The 13,523-nt window shown below is 68.3% G+C and carries 17 protein-coding genes; 11 read left to right on the top strand and 6 right to left on the bottom strand.

Going from position 1 to position 13,523, the window contains the following annotated elements:
* Window positions 1-36: 36 nt before the first annotated feature.
* Window positions 37-348, top strand: a complete 312-nt coding sequence (locus IPG50_15415) for a hypothetical protein (GenBank protein MBK6693576.1) — start codon at window positions 37-39, stop codon at window positions 346-348.
* A 41-nt stretch (window positions 349-389) separates the two neighbouring features.
* Complete coding sequence (locus IPG50_15410; protein MBK6693575.1) at window positions 390-1,229, top strand: hypothetical protein; 840 nt, start codon at window positions 390-392, stop codon at window positions 1,227-1,229.
* A gap of 3 nt (window positions 1,230-1,232) precedes the next feature.
* On the opposite strand, the gene IPG50_15405 is transcribed toward IPG50_15410, so the two are convergent.
* Window positions 1,233-2,087, bottom strand: a complete 855-nt coding sequence (locus IPG50_15405) for a helix-turn-helix domain-containing protein (protein MBK6693574.1) — start codon at window positions 2,085-2,087, stop codon at window positions 1,233-1,235.
* Window positions 2,088-2,119: 32 nt separating this feature from the next.
* On the opposite strand from IPG50_15405, the gene IPG50_15400 reads away from it, so the two are divergent.
* The 3 genes from IPG50_15400 (at window position 2,120) to IPG50_15390 (ending at window position 4,241) form a co-directional block, all read left to right on the top strand.
* Window positions 2,120-2,500 (top strand): hypothetical protein, encoded by a 381-nt coding sequence (locus tag IPG50_15400; GenBank protein MBK6693573.1) that lies wholly within the window; start codon window positions 2,120-2,122, stop codon window positions 2,498-2,500.
* An 81-nt stretch (window positions 2,501-2,581) separates the two neighbouring features.
* Window positions 2,582-3,133 (top strand): DUF1801 domain-containing protein, encoded by a 552-nt coding sequence (locus IPG50_15395; GenBank protein MBK6693572.1) that lies wholly within the window; start codon window positions 2,582-2,584, stop codon window positions 3,131-3,133.
* Between the two features lie 145 nt (window positions 3,134-3,278).
* Entirely contained in the window at window positions 3,279-4,241 is a 963-nt protein-coding gene (locus tag IPG50_15390) for a DUF4397 domain-containing protein (protein MBK6693571.1), read from the top strand.
* Window positions 4,242-4,326: 85 nt separating this feature from the next.
* Here the strand turns inward: IPG50_15390 and IPG50_15385 are convergent, their stop codons facing one another.
* Complete coding sequence (locus tag IPG50_15385; GenBank protein ID MBK6693570.1) at window positions 4,327-4,704, bottom strand: hypothetical protein; 378 nt, start codon at window positions 4,702-4,704, stop codon at window positions 4,327-4,329.
* 182 nt (window positions 4,705-4,886) lie between these two features.
* Here IPG50_15385 and IPG50_15380 point away from each other — a divergent pair, with 182 nt between their 5' ends.
* The 3 genes from IPG50_15380 to IPG50_15370 all read left to right on the top strand — a co-directional run bounded on the left by IPG50_15380 (window position 4,887) and on the right by IPG50_15370 (window position 8,702).
* The gene (locus IPG50_15380) at window positions 4,887-5,537 is read left to right on the top strand and encodes a hypothetical protein (GenBank protein MBK6693569.1); all 651 of its coding nucleotides are present in this window, start codon (window positions 4,887-4,889) and stop codon (window positions 5,535-5,537) included.
* Window positions 5,538-5,660: 123 nt separating this feature from the next.
* On the top strand, window positions 5,661-7,367 hold the full coding sequence (locus IPG50_15375; protein MBK6693568.1) for a hypothetical protein: 1,707 nt from the start codon (window positions 5,661-5,663) through the stop codon (window positions 7,365-7,367).
* A gap of 243 nt (window positions 7,368-7,610) precedes the next feature.
* Window positions 7,611-8,702: a hypothetical protein gene (locus IPG50_15370; protein ID MBK6693567.1), complete on the top strand. Its 1,092-nt coding sequence runs from the start codon at window positions 7,611-7,613 to the stop codon at window positions 8,700-8,702.
* Window positions 8,703-8,738: 36 nt separating this feature from the next.
* Here IPG50_15370 and IPG50_15365 read toward each other — a convergent pair whose 3' ends face one another.
* Complete coding sequence (locus IPG50_15365) at window positions 8,739-9,314, bottom strand: hypothetical protein (GenBank protein ID MBK6693566.1); 576 nt, start codon at window positions 9,312-9,314, stop codon at window positions 8,739-8,741.
* Between the two features lie 210 nt (window positions 9,315-9,524).
* Between IPG50_15365 and IPG50_15360 the strand changes: the two genes are divergently transcribed.
* Complete coding sequence (locus tag IPG50_15360; protein ID MBK6693565.1) at window positions 9,525-10,001, top strand: hypothetical protein; 477 nt, start codon at window positions 9,525-9,527, stop codon at window positions 9,999-10,001.
* A 34-nt stretch (window positions 10,002-10,035) separates the two neighbouring features.
* On the opposite strand, the gene IPG50_15355 is transcribed toward IPG50_15360, so the two are convergent.
* The 3 genes from IPG50_15355 to IPG50_15345 all read right to left on the bottom strand — a co-directional run bounded on the left by IPG50_15355 (window position 10,036) and on the right by IPG50_15345 (window position 12,080).
* Window positions 10,036-11,172: a patatin-like phospholipase family protein gene (locus IPG50_15355; protein ID MBK6693564.1), complete on the bottom strand. Its 1,137-nt coding sequence runs from the start codon at window positions 11,170-11,172 to the stop codon at window positions 10,036-10,038.
* Between the two features lie 31 nt (window positions 11,173-11,203).
* Entirely contained in the window at window positions 11,204-11,647 is a 444-nt protein-coding gene (locus IPG50_15350; GenBank protein ID MBK6693563.1) for a CBS domain-containing protein, read from the bottom strand.
* A gap of 199 nt (window positions 11,648-11,846) precedes the next feature.
* A complete protein-coding gene (locus IPG50_15345) occupies window positions 11,847-12,080 on the bottom strand; it encodes a hypothetical protein (protein ID MBK6693562.1) in 234 nt (77 codons plus the stop codon).
* 113 nt (window positions 12,081-12,193) lie between these two features.
* Here IPG50_15345 and IPG50_15340 point away from each other — a divergent pair, with 113 nt between their 5' ends.
* Window positions 12,194-12,856, top strand: a complete 663-nt coding sequence (locus tag IPG50_15340) for a DUF1176 domain-containing protein (protein MBK6693561.1) — start codon at window positions 12,194-12,196, stop codon at window positions 12,854-12,856.
* Between the two features lie 88 nt (window positions 12,857-12,944).
* Window positions 12,945-13,517, top strand: coding sequence for a DUF4126 domain-containing protein (locus IPG50_15335; protein ID MBK6693560.1), 573 nt, complete (start codon window positions 12,945-12,947; stop codon window positions 13,515-13,517).
* Window positions 13,518-13,523: the final 6 nt, after the last annotated feature.

Raw genomic sequence — 13,523 nt, 5'->3', positions numbered from 1 at the left:
TCCTTGCGACCGTGGCCTACGAAAGGGAAGGCCACCATGCTCCTCCGCAACGCTCAACTTCGTTTCGTCGCGCGCACCTCGCTCTTCGCATCTCTCGCCCTCGGCGCCATCGCTTGCGGCGCCGCCGTGGATGACGGCGGCGAGACGGAGGTGACGCCCGAGCAGCCAGAGGCCACCGTCAACGCGCAAGCGATCAACCGCGGCGGCCTCGTGTGCGGGGCCTGTTCCCCGACCTCGACGGCCGGCGAAGTCTGCCGCTTGGTGAAGCAGTATTGCGACAAGGAGGGGCATCTTCACTGCGACTACGACTGCCCCACGATCGTGCTCCCCGGCTCGATCGGGCGGTAGTCGAACGACGCGTCGTGGTCTGCGAGTACCATGGCCTCTCCATGTCCGCGTTCCGCAACTTGGGCGCCGGGGTGCTCTTCTTGGCCGCGGTCGCCACCCCGCGATCCATCGAAGCGTCCACCTGCGGCGCCGTCGAGTACACGTTCGTGCCGGGGCCCTCGGGGGTCGTCCCGAGAAACGCGCGCGTGTGGCTTACGCTCCCAACGACCTGGGAGCTCACCGGCACGTGCCGCGCGACGAGCGCCAAGCGGTGCCCTGAGCCCGAAGGCCAATACGCGCTCGTGCTCCGCTCCGCGACGACGGGAAAGGACGTGAAGACGCGCATCGATCACACGACCGGTCAGGAGGATCGGGTCCTCAGCGTTCGTGGCTTCGAGCCCCTCGACGCGAACACGCGCTACGAGGTCTGGCTCGTGCGCGGGGAGACCGGCCGCATCCTGGGGACCTTCCGAACGAATGCCGAGATCGATCAAACGCCGCCGTCGTGGTCCAAGCGCGTGCGGGTCGTGGAGGTGCGCGGCGCGGCGCCACGGAAGCTGGCGCGCGGCAAGGGCGGCGTCGTTACGCTGCCTGACGGCCTCGCGCTCGACGGTCCCTTCGTGACCCTCGAGGTCGACGCGCCCGTCGACGGGCCGTCGCCCTTCGTCGCTCTTCGCATTCACACGATGAACGGCACGTTCCCCGGTGGGAATGTGATCATTCCCGTCGCGGCCGGCGGGGGACCGACGCAGCTGACGTTGGGCGGTAGCCTCCCGCCTTGCGCGTACAGCGCCATCGCGCTCCCCGAGCGGCCCGAACGCGTGAAGATCTCGGTGCAGGCCATCGACATCGCTGGAAACCTCGGCGAAGAGACCTCGCTCACGGTGAACTTGCCGCGGTGAGTCTCACGCGGGTTTCGCAAAACGCGCCGCGAAGGCGCTGGGACTCGAGCCCACCACGCTCTTGAAGTCGCGCGCAAGGTGGGCCTGGTCGGCGTAGCCCAGGTCCGCGGCGAGGGCCGCCAGCGAGGGCGCGAGACCCTGTTCCATGCGCTTCGCAATTTCCTGCAGACGGTTCCGGCGAATCACCTGCTTCGGCGTGGCGCCGACGTGCTCACGGAAGAGCCGCTGGAGGATTCGGCGGTGCACGCCGGCGACCTGCGCGAGCCGTTCGACCGTCGTGATCTCGCTGTCGGCGACAACTCGAGCCACGAGCGCGATCGCCAGGCTCGGTTCGTTGTCCGGTGCGAGGCGCCTCTTTTTGCGCAGCCAGTCGGCGAACGCTGCGAACGCCTCTTGATCTCCACCGGGCCGTAGGACGGCGTCCTCCAAGGCGAGGACCTCGTCACCAAAGACGTCGCGAAGGGGGACGATGCGGTTCGTGAACACCGTCGCAGCGGTCGGGAGGAACACGCGCGCGGCCCCGGGCCGGAGCTTCACGCCACGAACGAGGCCCTGGTCTTCCAAGACGCGCCGCCATACGCGAGTCCACACGCCGACGATGCGGCTGCCGCCGTGCGCGCCGCCGGCTTCGAAGACAATGTGAAGGGACGGATCGCCGAGGAGCACGCTTGTGTGGGGCGGCTGTCCACGAAGGTCCCAGCGACCCGTCCAGAAGTCTTGCACCACGTCGCGAAGATCCGCGTCGGGCGCGTGCGTGCAGGCTTCGACACGCTGCCCGCTAGCGCGGTCCGACAAGAGCCCGCGGGTGCGTTCGCCGGGGCTTGGTCGCGTTTCTACAAGCGGCGCCCTTCGCCCCATGGCTACATCATCGTCAAAGAAGGAGCTTCTTCATGGAAAAAGTCATCGCCAAGAACATTTCCGACATCGCCCCCTACGCGGGACCGCACGCGATTCCGGGGATTCGCTTCCGCCCCGTGCGCGAAGCCCTCGGTGTCACGTCTTGGGGGATGAACGTGCTCGAGCTGGACGCTCATTGCACCGGCTACCCTGAGCACGACCACGCCAAGGACGGGCAAGAAGAGGTCTACCTGGTGCTGAGCGGGAGCCTTGTCCTAGAGGCCGAGGGCGCTTCGCGCACCTTTCGCACCGGTGACTTCATCCGCGTCGCGCCTCCGCTCCGGAGAAAGTTCGTGACGAAAGATGAAGCGGCGACGCTGCTCGCGCTAGGCGGGACGCCCGGCAAGTCGTACACGCCGTCGATGGGGGGATGAGCGCCGCCACGGGCTCACGTTCGCGAGCCGGCTTGGTTACGCTGGCTCGCGTGCCACGCGCGCACCCGACAGGAGTCATCCATGGCCGAACTCAAGACCAAGAAGGAATCCACAAGCGTCGACGAATTTCTCGGCGCCATCGCAGACGACAAGCAGCGCGCCGATGCGCTTCGGCTTCGCGCTCTGATGGCGAAGGTCACTGGAGACAAGGGCTCCATGTGGGGCAGCGCCATCGTGGGTTTCGGAAAGCGGACGTACAGGAACGCATCGGGCAAGGAGAACGATTGGTTTGAAACGGGCTTCTCACCCCGCAAGGGCAAGACGGCCCTCTACGTGTCGTCGGGGGCCCCTCTCGATGTTGCGGCGGTGAAGAAGCTCGGGAAGGTCGAAGTCGCGAAAGGCTGCTTCTACGTGAAGTCGTTGGCCAACGTTGACGAGGCTGCGCTGCTGGCTTTCGTGAAGGGCGCGGTCGCGAAGTTGCGGCAAGGCTCCGGCGCCACGGAGGCGAAGCCCGCGAAGGCCGTGAAGCCCGCGAAGGCCGTGAAGCCAGCGAAGGCCGTGAAGGTGGCGAAGGCCGTGGAGGCGAAGGGGGCGGCGAAGCGGCCTTCGGCGAAGCGAGTCCGCACCACGTAGCAAGACCGCCGCTCGCGCCATGAGAGAGGCGCCGCCGCCCAGAATCGCTCACAGGCGGTCGCGTCCGCTCATTCGCACGCGCCTTCCTACGGGGTCCCCATAGTTGCCTCGCCGCGACACTCACCCGCGGCAAGGAGAATCCCTTATGACCTCGAATCGCTTCGCGCTGCTCGTTGTTGGCCTGACCTCCATGGGCGTACCGCTCGCTGCCTGCAGCGATGACGACCCGGCTTCGCCGTCTACGAGCGGAGGGGGAGACGCCGGAAGCTCGAGTGAGACAAGCACGGGCACCGACAGCGGCTCCGGCGGAAGTGACGCCTCGACGGCCGCCGATTCCGGCACCGACGCCGCGGCCCCGAAGGCGTTCGTCCGTGTCGCGCATCTCTCGCCGAACGCGCCCGCGGTGAAGGTCTGCGTCACCGCGTCGAGTGCAACCTTCTCCGCGACCGACGTTCCCGCGACGCCGGCCCTGACCTTCAAGCAGGTCACGACCTACCTCGAGGTCCCCGCCGGCACGTACAAGGCGAGGCTCGTGGCCGACTCGGCCACCAACTGCGCGACCTCTCTCGCAGGGCTGCCCGACATCACCTTGCCGGCGCTCGCCGCCGGTGACTACGCGACGGCAGCCGCCATCGGCAAGCTCGGGAGTGATGCGTCGGCCACGGCCTTCACGGTCAAGCCGTTCTTCGATCTGCTCGCGGCGCCGGCTGCCGGCAACACCCACCTCCGCTTCGTGCACGCAGCGCCCACGACGAACATCCCTGTCTTTGTCGGCGCTGCGTCCGGCGCAAACCTGTCGGCGGCTCTCTTCAGCTCGGTCGCGTACAGCGAGACAGACGCGGCTCTAGCGGCGACGAAGGGCTACAAGCCGATCGCAGCCGCCGACACCAAGATCACCCTTGGCGCGGCGGCGTCGGCAACCGGCGCCACGGTCTGGGCGAGCGACGCCATCAAGGCCGCAGGCCTCCCCGACCAGGGCATTCGAACGGCGTTCGCCATCGACGCCGCCGGTGCCGCGTCAGCGGGACAAGTCGACGTCCTGGTGTGTGACGACAAGGCGACCGGCGCCGGCGTCAACGCCACTTGCGCGGTCTTGCCGAAGCTCTGAGGCAGCGCGAGTCCCCGCGCTTCTCCCACGAAGGAGGAGCGCGGGGAGTGAGCCGTCGGACCCTGCGGTCGCGCGCAAGGGGACGCTACCGGTACACTTGCTCGGGCGGGAGCGGTTCGACGACGAGCGTCGTCTGTTGGTACTGGCCCTTTCCGGCGCCGATCGCCGCGATGCGGCAGGCGAGGACGCGGCCCACGAGCGGAGCATAGGGCACCTGCAGATCGCGGCGCGGGTGCAGCGGGAGCGGCCGAACCTGGTGCGGCACGTAGACGGACACGTCCTCGTAGTGCCAGCCAGCGCCGTAGATGATCCCTGTCTCGAGGTCCCTGACGAGGGGCTGACTCGGCACGGGCTCAACACCTTGGAACATGCTCGCCGCGGCTGCGAACACGTGCACCTCGACGCGATGGCCGACGGGAATCGGCATGGCATACAGGATGTTCAGCGTAACGGGCTCGTGCATCGGGCGAGGATAACCGGCGGCACACTGTCCGGGGCGCGAACCACTCAGCGGAAGACCCCGGCGGAGTGCCGCGGCGACGTTTCTTTGCCGAAGACGTACGCGTCACGCGGCACGCGCTGCGCAGGCGGGTCGACCGTCGGGGCTTCCGTGGCGGCGGGTGGTTGTCGTAAGACTATGGGTTCATGCTGCAAGCCCGTCCTCGCCGTGTCGCTCTCGTGCACTCGAACCTCGCCGGGGTCTTGCTGGCGGGCGCTATCCTCAGTGCCGCGTGCTCCGCGTGCTCCGAGGGAGAGCTCAGCGCACCGGGCGCCGACGGTGGCTCGACGCAGGACGGGGAGGCGTCCACCACCGACGCAGGCGCCGCCTCCGACGCCTCTGTCACCGGCGACGCTGCCCTCGCCAACGACGCGGCCGTCGCGGACGCAGGCAGCGGGTTCATCGTGGCCGACGTCGACGGGACGAAGGTGAACGCGACGGTTAACGTCGGCGCGCGACCGGGCCCCGTCGGCACGCTACAGCTCGGGGCGGGCACCGACGCGCTCACGACGAGCGCTAGCTACAAAGGCTTCATCCTCGGGGTGAAGAACGCCGTGGGGACTCACTCGTGCGCCACGCTCGGCGCGGCTTCGATGAACTTCGGCTTCAACGAAGCCGGTAAGCCGGTGGGCTGGGTGGCCGACAACTACAAGGGGACCTGCTCCGTCGAGGTCACGCGCGCGGCGGCCAACGTCGGCGACGCGATCGAAGGAACCTTCTCAGGCACGTTGGTTGACCTCGCGAAGGCGGAGCACAGCGTCACGGGCGGCTCCTTCAAGGTCTCCCGCGTCCAATAGCGCCGCGTTCAGTCCTGCGTCGCCGTGGAGGTGTGCTCCGCGATCGCATGCGCTCGTCGATCCCCATGATCGCCGCGCCGCACGAAAATTCGCGCGACGAGTCGTTGCATAGGAAGACGGCGCGTGTCTTCACGTAGCTGCCAGTGCGGTTACGTCAGCCGCGAAGAGGACCTCATGCGCACACTCGCCATCTCGCAATCTCGTTTCTTCTCTCACCTCACGGCACTCACGCTCTGCCTTGCTGGAGGCGCTCTCGTCGTCGGTTGCGCGTCCGCCGATGCCGACGCGTCCAGCGCCACATCCGAAGACGATCTGCGCGCGCTCATGAGCGCCGAGATCGTCGGTACGCTCGCCCCCGGCGAGACCAAGAGCGTCTCGCACGACGGTACGCGCGTGTACCGCGCCTTCGCGATGAACCTGTCGGCCGGCCAGCTTGTGGACCTTCGGGTGGAATCGCAAGATGGCGACCCGCGAGCGTGGCTCCTCGGCTCAGCCTTCCAGACCCTCGATCGCAGCGGCGACGTCAGCGCCACCGACCGAAACGCGCGCATCACGAAGACGGTGACGAAGGGCGGCACGTACTACCTCGCGTTCCGCGACGAGAAGTCGCGGCCTGCCACGTTTGCCGTCTCGTTCGCCAATGCATCTTCTCCGAGCAACTCCACGGCGGTCTGTACCGAAGACGCGCAGTGTGGCGGCGGCGCCGCGATGTGCTTCTTCGATCGCTGCGTGACGGTGCGGGACGAAAGCCAGCGCGTCGATTCCATCGCCAGCGGCATGGAGGCCGCCTTTGACACGAGCGGCTCCCTTCGCGTTGCCTACGCCCAGTCCTCCTGGTCGCGCACGACCGGCGCCACGAGCTATGCGATCCACGAAGGCCCATGGACAGCCGTTCAGAGCGGCAACGGCGGCGGCGTCTCGTCGCGGGGCGCAACCTCCGCGACCCGCGTCCGCTACGATCGCGCCGTCGGTCTCGAGCCGGAGCTTGTGTTCACGTCCGCCGGCTACCCCGGCGCGCCGGCCATCTTTGGCGACGACCAGGGGCCGCGGCCCGGATCGCGCGATGTCGTTCTCAATACCGCGATTGGGCGAAACGGGCAGGGGACGACCTTCCTCGCGATGGCGCTTCAATCGGCGAGCGGCGCAGGTTCTCGCTGCCGCCTTGTCCTGGCGGCGCGCCCCGCCAACGGCACCTTTGGCTCTCTGGAGGAGATCGACCTGTGCCGTTCGTCGGCCGGTTATCGCGATCTCGCGGTGCACGTTCGCAAGGACGGCGGTGCGGACGTCGTCGCCGCGGCCGAGTTCGGTGACATCGTGCGCTACCGTCGCACGAACGCCATCGACCCGTGGACGAAGACCTCGCTGGCGTCTACGGCTCCCCAAGGGCGGCCCCACTTCACCCATACGCATGGCGCCGACGGCACGACGCACCTCGTGCTGCAGCCGTACGCCTATACGACGAGCTCATCGCTGGCCGACTATGCGGCGACCTACGTCGAGCTCGACGACGTCGGCGTCGCCCGTTCCATCGCGCTCGGCTCGTACCCCACGCTCACGCAGGCGCCCTTCCCGGACCTCGCCGTTGACGGCACGGGCAACGTGTTCGTGCAGAAGCGCGCGCACGTGAGCTACGACCCAGCCTACGCTCGCGGGTCGGTGGTTCGCATCGACGCGCGGGGCACAGTCGCCGAGCGAAGCCTCGGCCTCTTGGCGACGGGCTCTTGGACCTACGCGTCGCTCGCCGTCGCGACAAGCGGAGAGCTCGCCATCGTGCACGTGGCCGATGGGCGGAACGTCTCCGCGCGCCGCTTCGTGCCAATCGCGCGCTGAGCGGTCCCGCCGAACCGACGTCGGACCTTCGTCGGGCGCGGGGGGCGGGCACGGGCGGGGCGGGCGCGCTCGTCCCGATGGACCAAACGTGGAGACCAGGTCGGCATCCGCGCCGACCTGGCGGCCCCCGCCGCTGCGATCGCGACTTCAGTCATTCCAACGCGATCAAGCTCGGCACGCGTCTGCGCAGTCTGCGCGTGCCTGCCGCCCATCGCGGCATGATCTCTGCTCATCGAGAGGATCATGTTGCTCGCAAGAAGCGCACTTCTCTCGTCTCTGGCGTTCGCGGTCGCGTGCGGTGCTGGTGGGCCACCGTCGGCGGAGGACGAGTCAAACCTCGAATCGCCGCCCGAGCAGGCTCCGCCGCTCCTCACCAAGACCGCCGTGGCCCGCTTCGCGGCAGACGAGGACCGGGTCTACGTGGGCTCGGCGATGAACCCAAGAATCGAAGTGGTGCGGCTCGACGGCACTGAGAGCTCGCGCGTCCTCTGGGATGGCGACCCTCGCGGCGCCGCCCCCAAGGTGACCTACCTCCAGGGGATGACCCTCGTTGGCAGCGACCTCGTGTTCGTTGCGAGCCACGAAGATCGAGTCGAGCGCGTCTGGCGCCTGCCGAAGGGCGGGGGCGCCGTCACCTTGCTCGCGAAGGCGGCGCTCGGGGATCAGGGCGTGGATGTCGCCCATGACGCGGCGACTCGCCGCCTCTACGTGAGCTCGGACACGTCGGTGCTCGTCGTCTCCCTCATCGACGGGGCCACCTCGTCACTCCCAACGGGGCGGCGCTGCCACAAGACCCTCGTCGACGAGTTCGGCGCGCTCTGCGTTCCGCGGCCCGACGAGGTGCAAGAGGCCTTCTACGCGGACTTCCGCGCGCCTACGCCGGCCTTCGCGCCGGTGACCTTCGCACGCGGCGGGCTCGTGTCCAAGCAGCTCGCCCTGCGTGACGGGCGTGTCTATGCGAACGTCGACGAACCTGGACGTCGTGCCGTCATCGGGCAACCGAACAACGACACAGTTGTGGCTTTCGACGCGAAGTCCGGTGCCGAGGTGACGGCGCAAAGGGGGCCAAACCGGAGGCTCGGCGAGCTCGAGTTCGGTCGCATCGCTGCCCGTCGTGACGGCACGGTGTGCATCACCGCGGGACGCCTCTTCTGCAGCACCCCGAGCGGAGACTTTCGAGTCGTCGCGACCTCACAACACTTCGCCTTCGACTCGGTCTCGCAGATCAGCTTCACGAACGCTCGGGTCGTGGTCGCGAGCCCCTATGGCGTCGTCGCGCCACACTTGATGTCAACCGGCGAGGCCGCCAGCGCGAACGGCGCCGGCGCGAGGTAGCGGATTCGGTTGCGCGGCTTGGGCGGCGGCGCCCGCTCATGTCCACGCGGCGAGGGTCCACACGCCGGCGAGATTGCCTTGTGGTGTCACGCCGACGACGAAGATGGACACGGTGGTCCCTTCCACGTTGCCCTCTTCGCCCTCGCGCCCGAAGTAGTAGACGCGGACGCCGCGAAGGTTCTTTGCGAGCGCTGCGTTGATGCGAGAGATGCGCGGGCATTGCTCCGGGTACGCCCCCTCGTGATCGCGACACGTGGCAAAGCCGTGCCGCCAGGCCGCGAACGACTTCGTCATCGACTTGAGCTCAAGGAGCGGCTTGTCCGCGTCGGCGTGCCGGTCGACGTAGGTCGCGAGCCTCTCCTGCAGCAGCTCCGCGGTCAGCGATCGCGTTCCCTGCGGCAAGGGCGCGTGAACGACCTCGAAGGGGTAGTCGGCCTCACTGATGTAGAGCGCGCCCTGCACGGCAGCTCTGAGCTCCGCTTCGATGGTCGCATCGCTTCGTGCCGCCGACAGCGGCGCGTCGTCGTCAGCCAACGCCTCCGGAGCGGCGGAGCAGCCGACGTGTGCGACCGCAAGACTCAAGACGGCCGAGAGCAACAACGGACTCTTCATGCGGGTCTGTGTGTCACGCGCTGCGACGGTGGCAACGGCGGCGCCCGAGTTTTAACCGGGGAGAACGAGCGACGGGAGCCACCCACCCGGGCTCTCGGGGCGCTTGCTCAGTGACGGCCGACCACGCGGCCTTGGCCCTCGCGAGGGGCTGCTTCGAGATGCTCGTAGCGCAGCGAACGGCGCCACGAGACGAGCTATCCTCTCATGGCCATGATGTCCTTCAGCTACGACCTCGTTTGGGGTGTCGGCGTGTGGCGATTCCAAGGCTCCGTCAACAGCGACGCGGACTACGAGCGCTACATCAGCTCGTTGCACGAGCTCGACGTGCGCATGCGGGGGCGTGAGTCGACGGCCATTGTAGTCGTCGACCGCGATAACCCGACGCCGAACGCCGCGTGGCGAAAGCGTATGGCCGAGGCCACCAGGACCGTGCAGTCGACGCCGCTGCTTGTCTTCGTGTCGGAGTCACGCGTGGCGCGGGCCGTGGTGACGGCCATTAACTGGATCCGGCCGCCTCCCTACGAGATCTCCATTCACGCCTCCTTCGAGGAGGCGGTGGTCTGGCTCGCGGGGCGGCGGCCAGGTATCGCGCGCAAGGTCTACGACGACCTCATGGACGAGGCCTCGCGAGCCCGCCCACAGTCGGCAACGAAGGCGGCTTCATTGGGCCGCGTCGTCGACCGTTGATAGCAGGGGCCACCGCCGTGACCACGGCGCCAGCTCAGGAGCCCGAAAAGAAGCTCTCGATGGCGGCGCTGCTTCGCTTGGCGTCCTCGAAGCCTAAGCCCACGAGCCGCGAGGTGAAGGCTGTGTCGAAGGCGAGGTAGCTCAGTAGGTCCCACCCGGTGCCGTCACCCACGCCGAGACCTTTCATCAAGTGACGCAACATCAAAGGCAGGTGCGCCTCGGCCTTGGCGGCGACGGCGCCGAGGTCGGTGGAGGGGAGCAGGAGCGTGGCCGGAAACAAGCGAAGCTCATGGCGCGAACGAGCGTCGGGCGGAATGAGAGCGAGCGTCCGGTTGATCCGGTCGACACGCTCGAAGTCCGCGTCGATGGCGTCGAGGAAGACGGCATTGAGCAGCGTGCCACCTACGTCCGCGTGACTCGGCGAACGAAGCGGCGAGTCACCGTGACGGAGCTCGAACGGGTCCGCCTCTCTCGAGCGGTGCCGAGTGCCGATGGCGAGCGCTCGGTCAGCGCCGAGGTGGATCGCCGGGCTGAACGGTGTCCCTAGGCGGATGCAACCGTCGGCGTAGAAGGCGCCATCGATTTCGACGGGGGGAAAGAAGACGGGGATGGCCGAGGATGCGAGCACGTGTTGGACACCGAGGCTGGCTCGGGCCCCCATGCGACCCGTGCGCGTCCATCCCGCGAGCTCACGGGCGCCTTGGTAGAAGGTGATCGCGATGCCGCTGTGATAGTTCGTAGCCGTCAACGCGAGCGTGCGCGCCCCGCCATCGAGCACGTGAGCCAGTGCGGTGCTGTCGACGTTCTCTTCGAGCAGCGTCCGAAGCGGGCTCGTATCCAAGAGCGACTTGGCGCGGCCGCTGCCTATGAATCCACCGAGCGCAAGGTCGGTGAGCCACCTGGCGCCGATGCTCGAGAGCGTCGCCACGTCGGTGCGGAAGACATCGCTGGCCTTCAGCGTCGCCCAAAGATCGCAGAGGGCGCGCGTCGCCCCCTGAAAGTCGTCTGCGCGGGCCATGAGAAACGCCGCGTTGATGCTGCCCGCCGACGTCCCCGTCACGACGGAGAACGGGAGCTCGTGCGCGCCGGTGATCTCGGCGATCCCGAGGAGCGCGCCCGCTTGGTACGCGCCGCGAGCGCCGCCGCCTGTGAGCACGAGGCCGTGCCTCAAAGGACCCTCCTCGAGCGCCCCTCGCGCTGCGTCACGCCTCAGCGCCTCGCTCTTGAATCTCGAAGGCGAAGGGAAGCGGGCGCGCCTCGTCGCGGCCACCGAGCAGGAGCAACAGATCCGTCGAGGTCACCAGGCCGATGAGCCGCTCCGACGGCCCGACGACGACGACGGCGTCGATCTTTCGTTCGGTCATGATCGCCACCAGCTCCGCGACCGATGTCGTCGCGTGACAAGTGATCGGATCAGGGGTCATCGCCACGGCAACGGGAACCTGCGGGACGTCCACCGTTCCATCCTCCCCGAGCTTGGCGCGAAGGAGGACGTCCCGGTCCGAGAGCATGCCGAGAAGGACGCCTCCCTGCACCACCGGCAAGTGGCGAATCCGCTCGCGGCGCATGATGCGATGGGCCGCGCCGAGGGAAAGTTCGGGCGGTACGACGAGCACGTTGCGAGTCATGGTGATGACGGCTTGCATACCGCGCGGCAAGCAATCTTCGCGCCCGGAGACACCGTTCGAGTCGAGTCACGCCGGCGTCGCGAAGCCGGTGAAGACGCCCCTCGTTCCCCGCGCACCGCCCCCCGCCGAGGCGCGAAAGTTGCGCCAGCCGGGATGACGCGCGCGCTTAGGTTGCGCCAGCGGCTAGCCGTCGTTCGTGACCTCGGGGCGCTGTCGTTCAGAGCTTCGCGCGCAGCTTCTCCAGTGCGCCGACGAGCTCGTCGATGGCGGACTTGGATGCGTTCGCGACGTCACGTTTGACGGCGCCCAGCTCGGTGAGGACGCGCGGCTCGAGCTTGTTCCACTCGTCCTTTGCGTCCATGCTCGCGAGGTGAATCCTCACCTTGACGTCGTCGATGAGTGCCTGGGCACGTTCCACGCTCTTCTCAAGCTCAGCTTTGATCTCACTCATGGGGGGTCGCCTTCCTTCTTGCGCCGCGGCGCCTCGTCGGCGCTCACGGCCGGATGTTAGCGTACGAGGCGAAGTCCGGAATGCCCGCGTCTCGCGCGGCGTTCCGATCCGCCATGAAGCGCCTCCCCATCGCTCTGGCGGTGACCGCTGCGACGGCGGCCGCGGGGATGGCGGTGGCGTCGCCGAGCTCCGCGCCGTCGAAGGGCGCCGCCGACGCCGGCGCAGTCGCCCGAGACGCCGCGGCACCGGTCGACCCTTGCGCGGGGCCGGCCGACCTGACCAAGCGCGACGAGCTCACGTGTGCCGACCGCAAGGCCTGGTACGGCGTGGTCGGTTGGTCCGAAGAGTGTGAGGTGTCCCACGACCACAGTGCCATCGAGGGCACGGGAAGCCTGACGTTCACCAAGCTCGGGCCGGGTCGTTGGCTCGGCACGGTCCTCTGCACGCTCGGCGCGTACCAGGGAGAGGCCGAGCTCTTCGTCCTCGAAGACGGTGTCGACGGCGGCGCACCAAAGGCGACGCGTCTTCGCTTCAAGGTCCCCGGCGAGCGGCGAGGCACGCTCACCACCACGTTCACGGTCTCGAACTTCGCCGACTATGACGCCAAGAAGCGCGAGCTTCGCACCTGGACACGCTACCGGGGCCCCGGCGACTGCGGCTCGATGGCGCGTTACGCAATCGTTGGCACGCGCGCCGTTCTCCGCGAGCTTCGGGAGCAGCGAGAATGCAACGGCAAGGAGACGAACGAGAACAAGTGGCCGCGGATCTATCCCTGACGCGCGCCGCCCTTGGGGTGAAGCGCGATCCCCGACGCGCTCGGTTCTCCGGCCGCGGGATGGGCCCGCCCAGGTATGCTTCGCCTCGATGACCGCGTTCTTGACGGCCTTCGGCCTCGCGGGCGCCGCGGGCCTCAACGCCTACGTTCCGCTGATGGCCATCGCCGTGCTCGCGCGGTTGGGGCTCGTGCACCTCGCACCGCCGTTCGACCTCTTGGCGAGCACATGGGCTCTAGTGGCCATCGGAGTTCTGCTGACGGTCGAGGTGATCGTCGACAAGGTGCCCGGCGCCGACCACGTCAACGATCTCGTTCAGACCGTGGTGCGTCCCGCCGCCGGCGCACTAGCGTTCGGCGCTGCGACGGGGGCCATCGCCGACGCTCCCGGGTGGCTTACCCTCGCCGCCGGGCTCGTGACGGCCTTCAGCGTTCACAGCGTCAAAGCAGCGGCTCGCCCCGCCGTAAACGCGTCGACGCTGGGATTGGGAGCGCCCGTCGTCAGCGTCCTCGAGGACATCGTCGCCGTGGCCACCTCGCTGATCGCGCTCCTCGTGCCGTACCTGGTGGCGCTCGTCGCTCTCGGGTTCGTGGTGCTCGCTTTCGTTCTTTGGCGTCGGCGTCGTCGTCGCCGAGACCGCGAACGAGCCGGGGCGCGCGGCTAGGCGCAG

Source organism: Myxococcales bacterium, from assembly GCA_016703425.1.
Lineage (GTDB): Bacteria > Myxococcota_A > Polyangia > Polyangiales > Polyangiaceae > JADJCA01.
This window is presented reverse-complemented; position numbering and strand designations above follow the sequence as displayed.